Source organism: Aureimonas altamirensis, assembly GCF_023702225.1.
GTDB classification, from domain to species: Bacteria; Pseudomonadota; Alphaproteobacteria; order Rhizobiales; family Rhizobiaceae; genus Aureimonas; species Aureimonas altamirensis_B.
On the sequence record NZ_JAMQCO010000001.1, the window covers coordinates 163,729 to 180,952 of the forward strand.

The following is a 17,224-nucleotide window of genomic DNA, read 5'->3' on the forward strand; positions in this document are numbered from 1 at the left end:
ACTCCCGTTATCGACGACATCCGGCAGGAAGGCTGGAATGATTGTTTTATGCACGGCCTATGGGCATGTGCAAAGCCTGTGCATCGGGTTTTCCACGCCTGTACCCATGAAGTGAACGAGAAGCTCGGCCGCAACCATGGCGGCGATGACCTCCGGACGCTTGTCGCGCACGCGGGCCCCGCCGATCGGCAGATGCAGGCGGGCTGCCTCCCCGTCCAGCCCGGCCTCGGCCAGATGCCGGTTGAACCGCGCCCGCTTGGTGGCGGAGCCGATCATGCCGACATAGGCCGCGTCCCGGCGCGCAAGCGCCGCCGCTGCGATGTGGAAATCCAGTGCATGGTCGTGCGTGACGACCAGGAAGGCGGCGTGCGGGGGCGCGGCAGCCACGGCCTGCTCCGGCAGGGGCATGGCGCGCGAATCGATGCCGGGGGGCAGTTCAGCCAGAAGCTGCGGCCTCGTATCGATAACGGTCACGCGAAAGGGCAGCGGCTGCAGGGCAAGCGCGATCGCGCGGCCCGTATGGCCTGCGCCGAACACAAGGACCGGCCTGTCGCTGCCGCTTGCCGCCGCCTCCGCCCGGCGGACGGCGTCCAGAACCTGCGCATCCAGCCGTTGCAGCGACAGCTCGACCCGGCCGCCGCAGCATTGGCCGATGGCGGGGCCAAGCGGTACGTCCATGAAACCGTCCGCCGCACCGGAGCCCATCATCGCCCGGGCCTTGCGGATGGCCTCCATCTCCAGCGCGCCGCCACCGATCGTGCCTTTCGATCCGTCCGGCGTCACCATCATGGCCGCGCCCGCCTCGCGCGGGGTGGAGCCGTGCGCGGCCAGAATGCGCACGAGCACGGCGGGCTCGCCCGCGGCAAGCCGATCCGACAGGGCGACCGAAAGTTTCATCGGCCGCGCACCGCGTCGACGGCGGCAAGGATGCGCTCCGGCGTCGCCGGCGCGTTCAACGCCGGAAACGTCCGGTAGCCGCCGGCGGCCAGCACCGCATCGGCCAAGGCCGAAAACACCGAAAGCGCCAGCATGAAGGGGGGCTCGCCGACGGCCTTGGAGCGGTAGACGGTAGCGGCGGGATTGCGCCCCTTGTCCCACAGTCGGATGCGCAGGTCGTCCGGGCGGTCGTTGGCGGTCGGGATCTTGTAGGTCGAGGGCGCATGGGTGCGCAGGCGCCCCTTCGCGTCCCACCACAATTCCTCCATCGTCAGCCATCCCATGCCCTGGATGAAGCCGCCCTCCACCTGCCCGAGGTCGATGGCCGGGTTCAGCGATGCGCCGACATCGTGGACGATATCGGCGCGCAACAACCGGTTCTCACCGGTCAGCGTATCCACGGCGACCTCCGAGACGGCCGCCCCGTAGGCGAAATAATAGAAGGGGGAGCCGCTGGCGCTTTCGCGGTCGTAGTGGATCCCGGGCGTGGCGTAGAAGCCGGTGGCGGACAGGGAAACGCGGGCCAGGTAGGCTTCGCCGACCAGGTCCTCGAAGCGCAACTCCTTGTCGCCGATGCGCACGCGGCCCGGCAGGAACGCCACCGCGTCGGGGGAAACGGCGTAGCGCGACACCGCATAGGCGACCAGCCTGTCGCGGATGGTGCGGGCGGCCGCCTGCGCGGCCATGCCGTTCAGGTCGGCGCCGGAGGAAGCCGCCGTGGCCGACGTGTTCGGCACCTTGCCGGTGCTGGTGCCGGTGATCCGGATGCGCTTTACGTCGATCTGGAATTCCTCGGCCACCACCTGCGCCACCTTGGTGAACAGGCCCTGCCCCATCTCCGTGCCGCCATGGTTCAGCTGCACCGAACCGTCCTTGTAGACATGCACCAGCGCGCCCGCCTGGTTGAGGTGCGAGGTCGTGAAGGAAATGCCGAATTTCACGGGCGTCAGCGCGATGCCCTTCTTCAGCACCGGGCTTCTCGCATTGAAATCGCGGATGGCGGCGCGGCGCGCGCGATAATCGGAAGTCCTCTCCAGATCGTCGACGATCTCGCCGATGATGCTGTCCGTGACGGGCATGTGGTAGGGCGTCGGGGCGTCTGAGCCCGCCGGATAGAAATTGCGCCGCCGCACATCGAGCGGATCGACCCCCAGTTCGAAGGCGATGCGATCCATGGCGCGCTCTATAGCCACCATGCCCTGCGGCCCGCCGAAACCGCGGAAGGCGGTATTGGAGACGGTGTGCGTCTTCAGCCGGCGCGAATGGATGCGCGCGGCCGGCAGGCGATAGGCGTTGTCGGCGTGGAACATCGCACGGTCCGCGATGGCCGCGGACAGGTCGCGGGAGTAGCCGCACCGCACCGCGTGGGCGAAGTCGGCGGCCAGCACCCTGCCGTCCTCGTCGAAGCCCACGGCGTAATCCGTGCGCATTTCATGTCGCTTGCCGGTCATCTCCATGTCGTCGTCGCGGTCGAGACGGCATTTTGCCGGCCGGCCGGTCCGCGCCGCAACGAGCGCCGCGACGCTGGCCATCAGCGCCGGCTGGCTTTCCTTGCCGCCGAACCCGCCGCCCATGCGGCGCACCTCCACCGTCACGGCATGGTCTGACAGGCCCAGGGCCTTGGCCACATTGTGCTGCACTTCCGAGGGGTGCTGCGTCGACGAGCGCACGACGATGTCGCCATTCTCCTGCGGCAGCGCATAGGCGACCTGCCCCTCGAGGTAGAAGTGATCCTGGCCGCCGGTCTCGACCTGCCCCTCCACGCGCCTCGGCGCGGCAGCCATGGCGGCAGCCACGTCGCCCAGCAGCATTTCATGCGGGGGCAGAAGGTCTTCGCCCTCCGCGTCGGCGAGCGCGATGGCTTCGTCGATCGAGTTCGCCGCCGGCAGATCCTCGTACTCCACCATGGCCAGCGCCGCCGCGGCGCGCGCCGTGGCAAGATCCGCCGCAGCTACCGCAAACAGCGGCTGGCCGACATAGAAGACATGGGTCTGCGCAAAGATCGGATCGTCGCCGAAAACGGGCGAATAGTCGTTCTTGCCGGGCACGTCCGCCGCCGCCAGCACGGCGGCCACCCCGGCATGCGAGCGCACGGCAGACAGGTCCATCGCGGCGATCCGCGCATGCGCCCGCCCCGACATGGCGATATGGACCTGCAGCGTGCCGGGCAGCTCCGGGTCGTCATCGGTATAGCGCGCCGCTCCGCTGACATGCAGGGGCCCGCTATCGTGCGGGATCGCCTGTCCGACGCCGCCTTTCAGATGGTCCCGCCGCTCGGGCGGCGTCTCGTGCAGCGCTTCCGGCCGCACGGTGCCGGCTTCGCCCCTGTCCTGGATGCGGGTTTCGTCCATCATGCCAGCTCCGACAGGCGCGTCGGCGCGCCTTCCAGTTCCAGCCGGAACCGTTCGAGGCAGTTTCCGGCCACCTCCAGTCGGTAGGCGGCGCTGGCCCGCATGTCGGTGAGTGGAGAGAAATCCTCGGCCAGGGCAAGCCGGGCCCTGCCGACCGCCGCCGCGTCGAAGGGGCGGCCCAGCAATGCGGCCTCGGCCGAACGCGCCCGCTTCGGCGTGCCGGCCATGCCGCCATAGGCAAGCCGCGCCTCCACGACGCAGCCATCGGCACCGCGCTTCAAGAGGAAGGCGGCAAGCACCGCCGATATGTCGGAATCCACCCGCTTGGATATCTTGTAGACGGTGAAATCCTCATCGTCCGCCGGGCGCGGCACCTCGACGGCGGCAACGAACTCTCCCTTCTGACGGTCCTGGCGCCCGTAGTCGATGAAGAAATCCTCCAGCGCGATGCTGCGCGCGTCGTCGCCCCTGCGCAGGTGCAGCCGGGCGCCCAGCGCGATCAGCGCCGGCGGCAGGTCGCCGATGGGCGAGCCGTTGGCGATATTGCCGCCGACCGTCCCGGCGCTGCGCACCTGATAGCCGGCGAAGCGGCGCATCATCGCGCCCAGGGCCGGATGGATGTCGGCGAGCTGGTCCAGCGCCTGCCCATGCGTAACCGCCGCACCGAGATAGACGCGGCCGGCCGCCTCCTCGATCATCGCGAGATCCCAAACCCTCGAAACGTCGATCAGCACCGGCAGATGGCGATGCTGCTTGGTCACCCACAGGCCGACATCCGTCGCCCCCGCAACGAGAATGGCGTCCGGATTGGCCGCATAGAGATCGGCAAGGTCGTCGCTGTCGCGGGGCCCGTACCAGACGCCGCCCGCCGCCGAATAGGCATGCACGCCGGGGCCGCGCAACGCGTCCAGCCGCGTCGCCAGCTCTGCGTCATCCTGCGCGGTATCGGGCGGCGCCAGGCTTGCCAGTTCCTCGCCGGCATCGACGATGGGTCCGTAGCCGGTACAGCGGCACAGATTGCCGGACACGGCATCCTTGACCGATTGCCGGTCGCCGAGCGCTCCGTTCAGCCATGCGGTATGAAGCTGCATCACGAAACCGGGCGTGCAGAAACCGCACTGGCTTGCGTGGTGGCGCACCATCGCCTCCTGCAGCGGGTTCAACCCGTCGCGCGCCAAATGCTCCACCGTCTCGACGGCGCGTCCATGCAGGGCCGGCAGGAACAGGATGCAACTGTTCATCGCGCGGCGGCGGATGCCGCCTGCGCCGTCCGGCTCGCTGACGAGGACAGTGCAGGCGCCGCAATCGCCCTCCGCACAGCCCTCCTTTGTGCCCGTCAGGCGTTCCCCGTATCGCAGATGGTTCAACACCGTGGTGGTGGGCGCCAGGCCCTCGACGCGGCGTTCTTCCCCGTTGAGCAGGAAACGGATGGCGGTCATGCACGCTCCTGTAAGGCGGGCCGGGTCAGGCCACCGGTATCTTCAAGGAAGGCGACGATGGCGTCCACCCCCTTCCCGCGTGACAGATCGGCGAAGATGGTCGGCAACGTGCCGCGTCCGATAGCCGCGTCGCGCTCCATCCGGCCGAGATCGGCGCCGACATAGGGGGCGAGATCAGTCTTGTTGACGATCAGCAAGTCCGACCGCGTGATGGCGGGTCCGCCCTTGCGCGGGATGTCGTCGCCCTGGCACACGGAGACGACATAGACCGACAGGTCCACGAGATCGGGCGAGAAGGTCGCAGCCAGATTGTCGCCGCCCGACTCCACCAGCACCAGGTCCAGGTCGGCATGCCGCTCGGTCAGCGTGCGGATGGCCGCGATGTTGATGGACGCATCCTCGCGGATGGCCGTATGCGGGCAGCCGCCTGTTTCGACGCCGATGATGCGGTCGGCCGGCAGCGCCTGCCGCCGCACCAGCGCCTCGGCATCCTCCACCGTATAGATATCGTTGGTGACGACACCGATCGAATGCCGGTCGCGCAGTGCGACGCACAGCTTCTCGCACAAGGTCGTCTTGCCGGACCCGACCGGCCCGCCGATACCGACGCGAAGCGGGCCATGTCGGCGCCTCGTACCTGCGAGGTTCCTTTCGGCAAGGTTCATGATCGGAAAACCCTCGTCTTCTGTGTCTCGTGCCGCATGGCCGCGATATCGGAAAGGAACGCCGCGGAGCCGAGCCCGTCAAGCCCGCTTGTCGCGGCGCGGCGCGCCGCCGCAAGGCACGGGAGTTCCAGCCTGTGGGCGATATGCACCATGTCGCTCTGCCCCAGCGGTATCAGGCGTGTCGCGGCCGTCGTCAGGTTGGCGGCGAAGGCATGGGCATAGGCGGCCAGCGTCGGCTCGATGCCGACGCCGCACCGGGCCGCCACCGCGCCCACCGCGACGGGATAGGGCAGCGCATGGGGCATGTCGGCCCAGGGGCGCGCCGCCTCGATGAAGGCCGCTCCGAGCGCGGCGGTTTCCGCCCGCCGCTCGAGGCTGCCGCCGAGCGCGATGCAGAGGGACGCGGCCTCGTCCAGCGCGGCCCCGTCGCCCGAATTATCCGCGCGCCACGCAGCGGCAAGAAGGACGAGGTCGTTCCAGCCACTGCCTTGCCCGATCAGCGTGGAGATCCATTGCCGCACGGAATCGCGGTCGTGCAGGACACCGTCGACGATGGCAGCCTCAACTCCGTGCGAAAAGGCGAAGGCGCCGACGGGAAAGCCGGGGGAAAGCCACGTCATGAGCCGGACCAGCGCATGGTCCGACGCCGGGTCAGTCATAGTGATGGTGATGGCCATGGCCCGCATAGGCGCCGGCGGCAGGGTCGAAGGCGGCTTCCACGTCTTCCAGCGTCCCGCCGAGCCCGCGCACCATCTCGGCGATCACATGGTCGCGCCGGATCAGCAGGCAGTCGCCGGAGATCGCCGTCGGCAGATGCCGGTTGCCCAGGTGCCAGGCCAGCGTCAGCAGGTGCGCCGCATCGCGACCGCGCACGGCATGGAGTTCTTCCGGCTTGGCGCGCACTTCGATGAGCCGCCCGTCGCCCAGCACGATGGCGTCGCCCTCGCGCAGCAGCACGGCCTCCGCAAGGTTGAGAAGAAAGGCGATACCGCCGTCCGAAACCATGGCCATGCGGCGTCGGTGCCGCTGGCTTTCGTCCAGGGTGATGGTGTCGGCCAGCGGGCCGGGCCCGGCCTCGCGGGGGATGATTGTTTCAGCTTCGATCACGCCGGTTTCAAGCCTTCTTCTGCGTGCAGGTGACGGGGGCGGCGTCGCTTTCCATCTCGTTGGAGAAGGTCACGCTTTCGCCCTTGCTCCACCAGACATACTGGCGCGCGGCATACCGCGCGCCCGAGCCCGCGATCACGTTGACGAATACCACCGGTGCGCCGTCGATGCCCACGATCGCCAGGCTGTTTTCTCCCACGTTGATGTAGTCCGCGCTGCGGTCGACACCGTCGGAACAGGAATAGACGACCGTCGTCCGCTCGACCTGCCCGGGCAGGTCCAGTTCGACCGGGGCCGCAAGTGCGCCCACAGGGGCAAGCATGATTGCGGCGGCGAAGATGCGGTGCATGTCGGGCGCTCCGTTCCGTTGCGTGTCCCGTCCTTAGATAAAGGCCGTTTCAGAACAGGAAATAGCGCTGCGCCATCGGAAGCACCGCCGACGGCTCGCAGGTCAGGAGCTCGCCGTCGGCGCGCACCTCGTAGGTTTCGGGGTCCACCTCGATATGCGGCGTCCTGTCGTTGAGGATCATGGAGGCCTTGGAGATGCCGCCGCGCGTGTTTTGCACCGGCAGGAAGGCGCGCTCGCAGCCGAGCCGCTCCACGATGCCGTCGTCCAGCGCCGCCTGCGACACGAAATGCGCGGTGGACGCACCGACCGCCTTTCCGAAAGCGCCGAACATCGGGCGGTAATGCATAGGCTGCGGCGTCGGAATGGAGGCGTTCGGGTCTCCCATCGGGGCGGCCGCGATGGTGCCGCCCAGAAGCACCATCTCGGGCTTCACGCCGAAGAAGGCCGGGTTCCACAAGACGAGGTCGGCCCGCTTGCCAACCTCTATCGAGCCGATCTCGCGCGACAGGCCATGCGCGATGGCGGGGTTGATCGTGTATTTGGCGATATAGCGGCGGACGCGGAAATTGTCGTTATCGCCGGTCTCCTCGGCCAGCGCGCCGCGCTGGCCCTTCATCTTGTCGGCGGTCTGCCATGTGCGGATGATGACTTCGCCCACGCGGCCCATGGCCTGGCTGTCCGACGAGATGATCGAGAAGGCGCCGATATCGTGCAGGATATCCTCCGCCGCGATCGTCTCCTTGCGGATGCGGCTTTCCGCGAAGGCGATGTCCTCCGGAATGGACGGGTCCAGATGATGGCACACCATCAGCATGTCGAGATGCTCTTCCAGCGTGTTTACCGTGTAGGGCCGCGTTGGGTTGGTGGAGCCGGGCAGCACGTTGGGCAGGCCGCAGACCTTGATGATGTCCGGCGCATGGCCGCCGCCCGCCCCTTCCGTGTGGAAGGCGTGGATGGTGCGACCCCGGAAGGCGTCGACCGTGTTTTCCACGAAGCCGCTTTCGTTCAGCGTGTCTGTATGGATCATCACCTGCACGTCGAAGGCGTCGGCTACCGAAAGGCAGCAGTCGATGGCGGCGGGCGTGGTGCCCCAGTCCTCGTGGAGCTTCAGCGCACCGGCCCCGGCGCGCACCATCTCTTCCAGCGCCGCGGGGCGCGAGGCGTTGCCCTTGCCGGACAGGACGAAGTTCATCGGAAAGGCATCCAGCGCCTGCAGCATGCGGGCCATATGCCACGGGCCAGGCGTGCAGGTGGTTGCCAGCGTGCCGTGCGCCGGGCCCGTTCCGCCGCCGATCATGCAGGTGACGCCCGAGTAGAGCGCCTCGTCGATCTGCTGCGGCGCGATGAAGTGGATATGCGCGTCGATACCGCCCGCCGTCACGATCTTGCCTTCGCCGGCTATCGCCTCCGTGCCGGGGCCGACGATTATGGTGACGCCGGGCTGCGTGTCGGGGTTGCCGGCCTTTCCGATGGCGGCGATGCGCCCGTCCCGAAGGCCGATATCGGCCTTGTAGATGCCGGTGTGATCGACGATCAGCGCGTTGGTGATGACCGTGTCGACCGCGCCTTCGGCACGCGAGGCCTGCGACTGGCCCATGCCGTCGCGGATTACCTTGCCGCCGCCGAACTTCACCTCTTCGCCATAGATGGTATGGTCGGACTCGACCTCGACGATCAGGCCGGTATCGGCCAGCCGCACTTTATCACCGGTGGTCGGGCCATACATGGAGGCATAGGTTGACCGGTCTATCCTGGCTGGCATCGCAAGTCTCCGGGCATCGATGGGCGGCGTACGAGTCGCCACCTCGGAATGCCTGAGTTTTAAGCTGATCCCGCCTCTGTTCGCAATGCGTGCAGCGTCGATGAAAGGGAGATTCCCATGGCTACCCCGAAGGGCCTTGTTCTGGCCGGGCTGACCGCGCTCGCGGCGACGCTTTCGACAGAGGCCGTCGCGCAGCCCTACGAGCCCGGACCGCTCGGCCGGGTCCCGGGCTCTTCCGTATCCGGCATGCGGATCGACGGCGCGCCGCGCGTCCGGCGCAATGTCGATATTCCACGCGCCAAGGTTTACGGGGATACGGTGGAAGAGCGCGCCTATGGCCGGGAGTTCGACGACAGCTATTTGCGCCCCAAGGTCGTGCAGCCACGCGCCGCCCCACCGGTGGAATTGCGTGCGACGGAAGGCCGCTCGGATCTGAACACCATCAATTCCGGCGTGTTCTCGCGGTCGGACCCCGGCGTCATCAGCCGCAGCGGCGTGACCCGCCCGCAGTTGAAGCCGCCCCGGGTGAAAGATCGGGCCCGTATCGTCGAATGAGGCTTCTCAACCGTGCGGAACCGCTGCATTCTCCTGGCAGTTGAAGCTGCACAACCGTCGCTATCCAGGATGAACGAAATGACCATAGCCAGAGTTTCGATTGCCGCCATGCTCGCGCTCGGCCTGGGCGTCCCGGCCATGGCGCAGGATCTTGGCGGCGCAGGCGCGGGCGGCGGCTCCAGCCTCGGCGGCGCGGGCGTATCGGTGGGCGGCACGTCCGGCGGCGTCGGCGCCGGGCCGGACCCGGCAGCATCTGCCGGCTCGTCCAGCATCAACAGCCTCAATGTGGACGACGCGGCCCGCACGGGCGATTTCGGTGCAGCGACGACCATCGGCGGCACTTATGGCGGCACGGATGATTTCCAGTCGCTTGCCCGTACGGGCCCTTCGCGTCTTTACGACATTCCGCGCCCGCATGTCGGCGTGCAGCTGGAGCAGATCCGCTCCGCGCTGCGCATGTGGCCCAGCGCAACGCCGAAGCCCGACGGTTCCTGATGACCTAGAGCGCGCCCATCACCCGCGCATTGAAACCATAGACCGTGCGGCTGCCGGACAATGGAACCAGCGTCACGTCGCGCCCCTGCCCCGGCTCGAAGCGAACGGCCGTACCGGCCGCAATGTCGAGGCGCATGCCGTGTGCGGCTTGCCTGTCGAAAGCCAGGGCCGGGTTCGTCTCGGCGAAATGGTAATGCGAGCCGACCTGAACCGGCCGGTCGCCCGTATTGTCGACGCGCAGCGTAATCGCCGCCGCACCGGCGTTGAGGACGATCTCGCCCGGCTTCACGATCACTTCACCCGGAATCATGCAGACCTCGCCCATTGATGGTCGGTCGATCATAACGACGCCCGTTGGCGGCGCAACTCTTTGACGCGCCATCCGTTAACCATACGCATCTTGAATGCCGCCTTTCACGATCGCATATACAGACAAGTTCACGCGGCAAGCGTATTGAAGACCGCGTCACCGGATGGTGGGAACGGAAACCATGAAATCGCTGATCGCCCTCGCCGGAGGGCTTACCCTCGTGGCCCTCTCGTCCGGCGCTGCCGGAACGGGCGCTTCCGACGTAACCCGTGTCGTCACCATCGGCGATCGCACGGGACCCGCCTTCTATTCCGCCATCGAAGGCCGCTATCGCTTCGTCGAGAAGGATGGCGGCATGGTTGCCGACCTGCCCCGCTGAAGGCTCAGCGTATCGGCTCGTGTACGGTCACGAGCTTGGTTCCGTCGGGGAAAGTCGCCTCCACCTGAATATCGTGGATCATCTCGGCGATCCCGTCCATGACCTGGTCCCGCGTCAGCACCGACGCGCCGGCCGCCATCAGATCGGCGACGCTGCGCCCATCGCGCGCGCCTTCCACGACGTAATCGGTGATCAGCGCGATGGCTTCCGGGTGGTTCAGCTTCACGCCGCGTTCGAGCCGCCTGCGCGCCACCATCGCGGCCATGGAAACCAGGAGCTTGTCCTTCTCGCGGGGGGTCAGGTTCATCGATCTACCTTCGGGATTTCAAGTTCAACTCGACCATAGGCGCGGCAATGGCGCGTCGGCCAGCACTTCCAGCACCGGGATCAACGTTTTCCGCAATCGATAACCATCCTCGGCCACGATGCGCACCGCCAGCAGCCCCTCGAAGACGCTTGCGCCGCCCGCCCGTGGCGGCAGCCTTTCGCGCACCGCGCCAAGGCGCATCGATGCGTCCGGCAGTTGCGCGACGATCGTCGCGAAGGCGCGCGCGCCATCCAGCGTCGCGGCCTGCCGGCCAAGCTCGCCGATCGCGCCGGAAAGCCGCGCCTCTTCGGCATGGAGCAACCGGCCGCCGCGCCGTATGCGCCAACGCTCGTGCAGCAGCCCGGACGCGACGGTCTCGCCCATGGCCGCCCGGCCTAGCACCACGCTCTCGCACAGCAGGAACGTCGCACTGGAAGCGGCGTCCAGCGTCAGGCTGCGGCGCAGCTCTGCGGCATCGTAGAGGATCGTCTCCTGCGGCAGCCAGAACAGCCGCGCGCCCGCGCCCGCCATCAGCTTGACGTCCAGCTGCGCCGGGCCGCCCAGTGCGCGATAGACGCGTTCCGCCGCCTGGGTCGTCACCGTCAGCGCCGCCCCGTCGGCAACCGTCATGCCGACATCCAGACGGTCTCCACCCGCCATTCCGCCGGCCGTGTTGACCAGCACAGCCTCTGCCGAAGGCAGGCGCGGAAAACGCAGCTTGAGGCAACCCTCCTGGTACAGGTCGGCGATGCGCGTGCGGCCCGCCTGCAGGTGCACCCGCAGCGACGCCGCGCCGCGTGCCCGCTGCAAGGTGGGCATGCCGTCAGACGGTAAGGTGCCTGCGCACGGAAGGGTCATCCAGATCCTCGCCAACTCCGTCGAACACGATCTGCCCGCGATCCATGATGTAGACCTTGTCGGCCAGGTCGCGGCAGAAATCGAGATACTGTTCCACCAGCAATATGGCCAGTCCCGCCTCGTCCTTCAGGAAGCGGATGGCCCGCCCGATATCCTTGATGATGGACGGCTGGATGCCTTCGGTCGGCTCGTCCAGCACCAGCAGGCGCGGCCGGGTGACGAGCGCCCGCCCGATGGCAAGCTGCTGCTGCTGGCCGCCCGACAGGTCGCCGCCCCGCCGGCCCAGCATGCTCTTCAGCACGGGAAACAGCTCGAAGACATGGTCGGGTATACTCATGTCGGCGCGCTTGAGCGGCGCGTATCCGGTCATCAGGTTTTCCCGCACCGTCAGCAGCGGAAAAATCTCGCGCCCCTGCGGCACGAAGCCGATGCCGCGTCGGGCGCGGCGGTAGGGCGCTTCGCCGGCGATCGCCGCCCCGTCGAATTGGATGGCGCCGCGCCGTATGGACTGCTGGCCCACGATGGCGCGCATCAGGCTGGTCTTTCCGACGCCGTTGCGCCCGAGGACGCAGGTGATCTGCCCTTGGCCCGCTGTCAGGGAGACGCCGCGCAGGGCCTGCGCCGCGCCGTAATAGAGGTCGATATCGTCGACTTTCAGCATCTCGTCAGCGCCCCAGATAGACTTCGATGACGCGCGGATCGGCGGAAACCGCATCGAGCGTGCCTTCCGCCAGTACATGGCCCTCGTGCAGGCACGTTACTTTCACTCCCAGCTCCCGCACGAAATGCATGTCGTGCTCCACCACCACGACGGACCGCGTCTCGGCGATCTCGCGCAACAGGCGGGCGGTTTCTTCCGTTTCGGCGTCGGTCATGCCGGCCACCGGCTCGTCGATCAGCAGCAGCTCGGGATCCTGCGCCAGCAGCATGCCGATCTCCAGCCACTGCTTCTGCCCGTGGCTGAGGTCCGCCGCCATGAGGCCGCGCCGCGCCGTCAGCCGCGTGACGTCCAGGATGGCGGCGATGCGCTTCGACTCCGTGGCATAGGCGTTGAAGAACAAGGTTCCGAACACGCCGCGCGTGCCGGCCATTGCGAGGCTCAGATTGTCGGTGACGGTGAGGTTCTCGAACACGGTGGGTTTCTGGAACTTGCGGCCGATGCCGAGAATGGCGATCTCCGCCTCGTCGTGGCGCGTCAGGTCGACGGTGCCGCGAAAGAAGACTTCGCCGCTGTCGGGGCGGGTCTTGCCGGTGATGATGTCCATCATCGTCGTCTTGCCCGCACCGTTGGGGCCGATGATGGCCCGCATCTCTCCCTTGCCGACGACCAGCGACAGGGCATTGATGGCCTTGAAGCCGTCGAAGCTCTTGGAGACGTTGTCGAGGTAGAGGAGCGAGCCGCCCTTGTCGGGCTGGCTCGGCATGCCGATGATCTGCGTGCTCATGTCCGCCTACTCCGCCGCGCTTTCCGCGATGACGCCCTTTTCCGCCCGCATCGCGCGCCGGCGCTCCGACAGCGCGGTCCAGCCGTGCTGGGCCGTGCCGACGATGCCGCGCGGCAGGAGGATGGTGACGGCGATGAACATGCCGCCGAGGGCGAAGAGCCACAGGCCCGGCGCAACCCCCGTCAGCCAGCTTTTCGCGGCGTTGACGACGAGGCCGCCGAGCGCCGCTCCCCACAGGGTTCCCCGTCCGCCGACGGCGACCCAGATGACCGCCTCGATGGAGTTGGCCGGAGCAAACTCGCTGGGGTTGATGATGCCGGTCTGCGGCACGTAGAGCGCGCCCGCCACGCCGGCCAGGATGGCCGATACGGTGAAGACGAACAGCTTGAACCGCTCCACCCGGTAGCCGAGGAAGCGCGTGCGGCTTTCCGCGTCGCGGATCGCCACCAGCACGATGCCGAGCTTGGAGGTGACGATGCCGCGCGCCACGAGGAAGGCGGCGGCCAGCATCAGTGCGGTGATGGAAAACAGCGCGATGCGCGTTTCCCGGGCACGCAGATCGAAGCCGAGAATATCCCGGAAGTCTGTAAGGCCGTTATTGCCGCCGAAGCCCATTTCGTTTCGGAAGAAGGCCAGCATCAGCGCGAAGGTCAGCGCCTGCGTGATGATCGACAGGTAGACGCCGGTGACGCGCGAGCGGAAGGCCAGCCAGCCGAAGCCGAAGGCGAGCAGGCCCGGCACCAGCACCACCATCAGCATGGCGAAGCCGAAATTGCCCATGCCCCACCAGTACCATGGCAGCTCCGTCCAGTTCAGGAACACCATGAAGTCGGGCAGGTCCGGGTTGCCGTAGACCCCGCGCGCCCCGATCTGCCGCATCAGATACATGCCCATGGCATAGCCGCCGAGCGCGAAGAAGGCGCCATGGCCGAGCGACAGGATGCCGCAATAGCCCCAGACGAGGTCCAGCGCCAGCGCCAGCATGGCGAAGGCCAGCCAACGGCCCAGAAGCACCACCCAGGTGGTGGGCAGCGAGGCCGGTGAATCCGGCCCGAAGACGATGTTGGCCAGCGGCACGTAGACCGCGATGGACAGGAGCACGGCAATGAAGACGAAGCCGCCCGGCCCGCCGAAGAGACGTTTGGCGATCATGCTTCCACCGCCCTTCCCTTCTGCGCGAAGAGACCGCGCGGCCGCTTCTGGATGAAGAGGATCACGAGCACCAGGATGAAGATCTTGGCCAGCACGGCGCCGGCATAGGGCTCGAGGAACTTGTTGACGACGCCCAGCGACATCGCGGCCGTCAGCGTGCCCCAGAGCGAGCCGACGCCGCCGAAGACGACGACGAGGAAGGAATCGATGATGTAGCTCTGCCCGAGATTGGGGCTCACATTGTCGATCTGGCTGAGCGCCACGCCCGCGACGCCGGCGATGCCCGAGCCGAGGCCGAAGGTCATCGCGTCGACCCACGGCGTCCGAATGCCCATGGCCGCCGCCATGCGCCGGTTCTGCGTCACGGCGCGGATGGACAGGCCGAAGCGCGTGGCCTTCAGGAGCAGCATCAGGCCGGCCAGAACCGCCATGGCGAACAGGATGATGACGAGGCGGTTGACGGTCAGGCTTGCGCCGAACACGTCGATGGTGCCCGACATCCAGGATGGCGAGGAGACCTCGCGGTTGGACGCGCCGAACAATGTGCGCACGCCCTGCTGCAGGATCAGGCTGACGCCCCATGTGGCCAGCAGCGTTTCCAGCGGCCGGCCGTACAGGAAGCGGATGACGCCGCGCTCGATGGCGACGCCGACGAGGCCGGCCACGACGAAGGCGGCAGGCAAGGCGAACAGCAGCGACAGGTCGAACAGGCCCGGCGCATGGTCGCGCAGGATTTGCTGCACCATGAAGGTCGTGTAGGCGCCCAGCATCACCATCTCGCCATGCGCCATGTTGATGACGCCCATGACGCCGAAGGTGACGGCAAGCCCGATGGCGGCCAGAAGCAGCACGGAGCCGAGCGACAGGCCGAAGAAGACGTTCTGGGCGATATCGATCAGCGCCAGCCGGCCCTGCACCGCCTCCAATGCGCTGCCGGCAGCTTCCGCAAGCGGCCCCTCGCCTTCCACCAGCGGCGTCAGGATCACCAGCGCGTCGCGATCGCCGCGCGCGCCGATGATCTCCACCGCCTCGATCTTTTCGGCCTCGGGCCGGTCCGAGTTGAGGATGGCGCCGGCACGCGCCTGCCGCATCAGGGCGGCGATGCCGGCGTCCGGTTCGGCCGCGATGGCGGCGTCCAGCGCCTCGATCGCTTCCGGATCGCGGGCGGAAAAGATGGCGTTGGCGGCGGCGCGGCGCTGGCCGGCGTCCGCGCTCTGCAGCGTCAGGGAGCCCATGGCCGCCCGCACGGCGCGCCGTATGCGGTTGTTGACGCGGATCGCCTCCACGGCGCTGCGCGGCGCCTGTCCGGCGGCCGCGCCCGTCAACGGATCTTCGAGGTCATAGGCATTGCCGTCGCGCGTTCCGATGAAGACGGCGCCGTCGGCCTTGCGCGAGACGAGGTTGCCCGCTTCCAGCTCTTCCAGCACGCGGGCGGCTTCCGGCCGTCCGGTCGCGGCGAGCGCGCCGATCGCCTCTTCGGTCTGGTTGTAATTGCCCTGGCCGAGCGCGTTCACGAGCGCGCCGAGATCGTCCTGCGCAAGCGCGGGGCTCGGCAGGCACAGGCAGGCCAGCCATAGAAACGTGGTTGCGATGATGGTGCGGAGCATCTTGTCCCGTTTGCCCTGGCAAGAGGCGCGCCGGAGCCTGGCCCGGCGCGCCGCATGGTGGAGAGGTGGCTTCCGTCAGGCGCCCTTACTGGGCGGCTGCCTGCTCGCCCTGGCCGCCGCACTTGCCGGTGACGACGTTGAAATTACCGCAGGACATGGGCTTGCGCCAATCGGAGATCAGGTCCTTGGAGCCTTCGAGATAGGGGGACCATTCCTGCGCCACGACCAGGCCGGGCGTTTCGAACACGGTCTGGAACTGGCCGTCGTCCTGGATCTCGCCGATCAGCACCGGCTTGGTGATGTGGTGGTTCGGCATCATGCTGGAGTAGCCGCCCGACAGGTTCGGCACCGAGACGCCGACCATCGCATCGATGACGGCATCCGGATCGGTCGTCCCGGCCTTCTCGACGGCCTTAACCCACATGTTGAAGCCGATGTAATGGGCTTCCATCGGATCGTTGGTGACGCGGTCCTCGTTGCCGATGAACGCGTGCCAGCTCTTGATGAACTCTTCGTTCTCGGGCGTATCGACGCTCATGAAGTAGTTCCAGGCCGCCAGATGGCCGACCAGCGGCGCGGTGTCGATGCCGGCCAGCTCTTCCTCGCCGACCGAAAACGCCACGACCGGGATGTCCTCGGCCTTGACGCCCTGGTTGGCCAGCTCACGGTAGAAGGGCACGTTGGCGTCGCCGTTGATGGTGGAAACGACGGCGGTCCGCTTGCCGGCGCTGCCGAACGCCTTGATCTCGGACACGATCGACTGCCAGTCGGACTGGCCGAAGGGCGTGTAGTTGATCATGATGTCTTCCTGGGCGACGCCGAGCTGGTCCTTCAGGTAGGTTTCCAGGATGCGGTTCGTCGTGCGCGGATAGACATAGTCGGTGCCGGCAAGCACCCAGCGCTCGACACCTTCTTCCTGCGCCAGGTAGTCGACGGCCGGAATGGCCTGCTGGTTGGGGGCGGCGCCCGTGTAGAAGATGTTGCGGGAGGATTCCTCGCCCTCGTACTGGACGGGGTAGAACAGGATGCCGTTCAACTCCTCGAAGACCGGCAGCGCCGACTTGCGCGACACCGACGTCCACGCGCCGAAGACGGCCGCGACCTTGTCCTGCGTCAGGAGCTGGCGCGACAGTTCCGCAAAGCGCGGCCAGTCGGATGCCGGATCGACCACCACCGCCTCGAGCGGCCGTCCGAGAAGGCCGCCCTTCTTGTTCTGCTCGTCGATGAGCATGAGCATCGCGTCTTTCAACGTGGTCTCGGAAATGGCCATCGTGCCGGACAGCGAATGCAGCACGCCGACCTTGATCGGCTCGCCCTGCGGCGCGGCGGCGTCCTGCGCAAAGGCCCCCGTCAGGCTTGTCGCCGAAATCATGGTGGCGCCGAGCGCCCCCCGCACCCATTGCATAGCTGAAGTCATCCCCATCTCCATTTCGTCGACCGCGACATGCGGTTGCCGACGGAGAGGTGTGCAAGCCTCATGCCAACTTGCGACAGCCCGCCTGCGACG

19 protein-coding genes are annotated in these 17,224 nt (G+C 67.5%); 3 read left to right on the plus strand and 16 right to left on the minus strand.

Annotated elements, in window-relative coordinates:
* Positions 1–57: 57 nt before the first annotated feature.
* From xdhC to ureC, 8 genes are read right to left on the minus strand one after another with little or no spacing between them, the layout of a single operon-like run.
* Positions 58–897 carry a xanthine dehydrogenase accessory protein XdhC gene (xdhC, locus tag NDN16_RS00765; RefSeq protein WP_251111715.1) on the minus strand — a complete coding sequence of 280 codons (840 nt, stop codon included), beginning with the start codon at positions 895–897 and terminating at the stop codon, positions 58–60.
* Positions 894–3,287, minus strand: coding sequence for a xanthine dehydrogenase molybdopterin binding subunit (xdhB, locus tag NDN16_RS00770; protein WP_251112070.1), 2,394 nt, complete (start codon positions 3,285–3,287; stop codon positions 894–896). Before xdhB ends, xdhC begins: the two co-directional genes overlap by 4 nt.
* Positions 3,287–4,726 carry a xanthine dehydrogenase small subunit gene (gene xdhA / locus NDN16_RS00775; RefSeq protein ID WP_251111716.1) on the minus strand — a complete coding sequence of 480 codons (1,440 nt, stop codon included), beginning with the start codon at positions 4,724–4,726 and terminating at the stop codon, positions 3,287–3,289. The genes xdhB and xdhA overlap by 1 nt, the downstream gene beginning before the upstream one ends.
* The gene (ureG, locus tag NDN16_RS00780; RefSeq protein ID WP_251111717.1) at positions 4,723–5,391 is read right to left on the minus strand and encodes an urease accessory protein UreG; all 669 of its coding nucleotides are present in this window, start codon (positions 5,389–5,391) and stop codon (positions 4,723–4,725) included. The genes xdhA and ureG overlap by 4 nt, the downstream gene beginning before the upstream one ends.
* Positions 5,388–6,011 (minus strand): urease accessory protein UreF, encoded by a 624-nt coding sequence (locus NDN16_RS00785; RefSeq protein WP_251111718.1) that lies wholly within the window; start codon positions 6,009–6,011, stop codon positions 5,388–5,390. Before NDN16_RS00785 ends, ureG begins: the two co-directional genes overlap by 4 nt.
* A gap of 31 nt (positions 6,012–6,042) precedes the next feature.
* Positions 6,043–6,498 (minus strand): urease accessory protein UreE, encoded by a 456-nt coding sequence (locus tag NDN16_RS00790; RefSeq protein ID WP_251111719.1) that lies wholly within the window; start codon positions 6,496–6,498, stop codon positions 6,043–6,045.
* 7 nt (positions 6,499–6,505) lie between these two features.
* On the minus strand, positions 6,506–6,847 hold the full coding sequence (locus NDN16_RS00795; protein ID WP_251111720.1) for an MliC family protein: 342 nt from the start codon (positions 6,845–6,847) through the stop codon (positions 6,506–6,508).
* Between the two features lie 49 nt (positions 6,848–6,896).
* Positions 6,897–8,609, minus strand: coding sequence for an urease subunit alpha (gene ureC / locus NDN16_RS00800; RefSeq protein ID WP_251111721.1), 1,713 nt, complete (start codon positions 8,607–8,609; stop codon positions 6,897–6,899).
* A gap of 117 nt (positions 8,610–8,726) precedes the next feature.
* Between ureC and NDN16_RS00805 the strand changes: the two genes are divergently transcribed.
* Positions 8,727–9,164, plus strand: coding sequence for a hypothetical protein (locus tag NDN16_RS00805; protein WP_251111722.1), 438 nt, complete (start codon positions 8,727–8,729; stop codon positions 9,162–9,164).
* Between the two features lie 78 nt (positions 9,165–9,242).
* Positions 9,243–9,659 (plus strand): hypothetical protein, encoded by a 417-nt coding sequence (locus NDN16_RS00810; protein WP_251111723.1) that lies wholly within the window; start codon positions 9,243–9,245, stop codon positions 9,657–9,659.
* A 4-nt stretch (positions 9,660–9,663) separates the two neighbouring features.
* Here NDN16_RS00810 and NDN16_RS00815 read toward each other — a convergent pair whose 3' ends face one another.
* Complete coding sequence (locus NDN16_RS00815; protein ID WP_251111724.1) at positions 9,664–9,969, minus strand: urease subunit beta; 306 nt, start codon at positions 9,967–9,969, stop codon at positions 9,664–9,666.
* 181 nt (positions 9,970–10,150) lie between these two features.
* Between NDN16_RS00815 and NDN16_RS00820 the strand changes: the two genes are divergently transcribed.
* Positions 10,151–10,348, plus strand: coding sequence for a hypothetical protein (locus NDN16_RS00820; RefSeq protein WP_251111725.1), 198 nt, complete (start codon positions 10,151–10,153; stop codon positions 10,346–10,348).
* A gap of 4 nt (positions 10,349–10,352) precedes the next feature.
* Here the strand turns inward: NDN16_RS00820 and NDN16_RS00825 are convergent, their stop codons facing one another.
* The 7 genes from NDN16_RS00825 to urtA all read right to left on the minus strand — a co-directional run bounded on the left by NDN16_RS00825 (position 10,353) and on the right by urtA (position 17,122).
* Complete coding sequence (locus tag NDN16_RS00825) at positions 10,353–10,655, minus strand: urease subunit gamma (protein WP_251111726.1); 303 nt, start codon at positions 10,653–10,655, stop codon at positions 10,353–10,355.
* A 24-nt stretch (positions 10,656–10,679) separates the two neighbouring features.
* Positions 10,680–11,474 carry an urease accessory protein UreD gene (locus tag NDN16_RS00830; RefSeq protein WP_285292349.1) on the minus strand — a complete coding sequence of 265 codons (795 nt, stop codon included), beginning with the start codon at positions 11,472–11,474 and terminating at the stop codon, positions 10,680–10,682.
* 4 nt (positions 11,475–11,478) lie between these two features.
* Entirely contained in the window at positions 11,479–12,174 is a 696-nt protein-coding gene (gene urtE, locus NDN16_RS00835; RefSeq protein ID WP_251111728.1) for an urea ABC transporter ATP-binding subunit UrtE, read from the minus strand.
* A gap of 4 nt (positions 12,175–12,178) precedes the next feature.
* Complete coding sequence (gene urtD / locus NDN16_RS00840; protein ID WP_251111729.1) at positions 12,179–12,958, minus strand: urea ABC transporter ATP-binding protein UrtD; 780 nt, start codon at positions 12,956–12,958, stop codon at positions 12,179–12,181.
* A 6-nt stretch (positions 12,959–12,964) separates the two neighbouring features.
* A complete protein-coding gene (urtC, locus tag NDN16_RS00845) occupies positions 12,965–14,110 on the minus strand; it encodes an urea ABC transporter permease subunit UrtC (RefSeq protein ID WP_251111730.1) in 1,146 nt (381 codons plus the stop codon).
* Entirely contained in the window at positions 14,107–15,717 is a 1,611-nt protein-coding gene (gene urtB / locus NDN16_RS00850; protein WP_251111731.1) for an urea ABC transporter permease subunit UrtB, read from the minus strand. The genes urtC and urtB overlap by 4 nt, the downstream gene beginning before the upstream one ends.
* Before the next feature lie 85 nt (positions 15,718–15,802).
* A complete protein-coding gene (gene urtA, locus NDN16_RS00855) occupies positions 15,803–17,122 on the minus strand; it encodes an urea ABC transporter substrate-binding protein (protein ID WP_435301036.1) in 1,320 nt (439 codons plus the stop codon).
* Between the last annotated feature and the right edge of the window lie 102 nt (positions 17,123–17,224).

Coding starts and splice junctions, on each gene's coding strand:
- urtB (WP_251111731.1), bottom strand. CDS start 15,717: ATGCTCCGCACCATCATCGCAACCACGTTTCTATGGCTGGCCTGCCTG.
- NDN16_RS00820 (WP_251111725.1), top strand. CDS start 10,151: ATGAAATCGCTGATCGCCCTCGCCGGAGGGCTTACCCTCGTGGCCCTC.
- xdhB (WP_251112070.1), bottom strand. CDS start 3,287: ATGGACGAAACCCGCATCCAGGACAGGGGCGAAGCCGGCACCGTGCGG.
- urtD (WP_251111729.1), bottom strand. CDS start 12,958: ATGAGCACGCAGATCATCGGCATGCCGAGCCAGCCCGACAAGGGCGGC.
- urtC (WP_251111730.1), bottom strand. CDS start 14,110: ATGATCGCCAAACGTCTCTTCGGCGGGCCGGGCGGCTTCGTCTTCATT.
- urtE (WP_251111728.1), bottom strand. CDS start 12,174: ATGCTGAAAGTCGACGATATCGACCTCTATTACGGCGCGGCGCAGGCC.
- NDN16_RS00785 (WP_251111718.1), bottom strand. CDS start 6,011: ATGACGTGGCTTTCCCCCGGCTTTCCCGTCGGCGCCTTCGCCTTTTCG.
- ureG (WP_251111717.1), bottom strand. CDS start 5,391: ATGAACCTTGCCGAAAGGAACCTCGCAGGTACGAGGCGCCGACATGGC.
- NDN16_RS00810 (WP_251111723.1), top strand. CDS start 9,243: ATGACCATAGCCAGAGTTTCGATTGCCGCCATGCTCGCGCTCGGCCTG.
- NDN16_RS00825 (WP_251111726.1), bottom strand. CDS start 10,655: ATGAACCTGACCCCCCGCGAGAAGGACAAGCTCCTGGTTTCCATGGCC.
- urtA (WP_435301036.1), bottom strand. CDS start 17,122: ATGCAATGGGTGCGGGGGGCGCTCGGCGCCACCATGATTTCGGCGACA.
- NDN16_RS00795 (WP_251111720.1), bottom strand. CDS start 6,847: ATGCACCGCATCTTCGCCGCCGCAATCATGCTTGCCCCTGTGGGCGCA.
- xdhC (WP_251111715.1), bottom strand. CDS start 897: ATGAAACTTTCGGTCGCCCTGTCGGATCGGCTTGCCGCGGGCGAGCCC.
- NDN16_RS00830 (WP_285292349.1), bottom strand. CDS start 11,474: ATGCCCACCTTGCAGCGGGCACGCGGCGCGGCGTCGCTGCGGGTGCAC.
- ureC (WP_251111721.1), bottom strand. CDS start 8,609: ATGCCAGCCAGGATAGACCGGTCAACCTATGCCTCCATGTATGGCCCG.
- NDN16_RS00805 (WP_251111722.1), top strand. CDS start 8,727: ATGGCTACCCCGAAGGGCCTTGTTCTGGCCGGGCTGACCGCGCTCGCG.
- NDN16_RS00815 (WP_251111724.1), bottom strand. CDS start 9,969: ATGATTCCGGGTGAAGTGATCGTGAAGCCGGGCGAGATCGTCCTCAAC.
- xdhA (WP_251111716.1), bottom strand. CDS start 4,726: ATGACCGCCATCCGTTTCCTGCTCAACGGGGAAGAACGCCGCGTCGAG.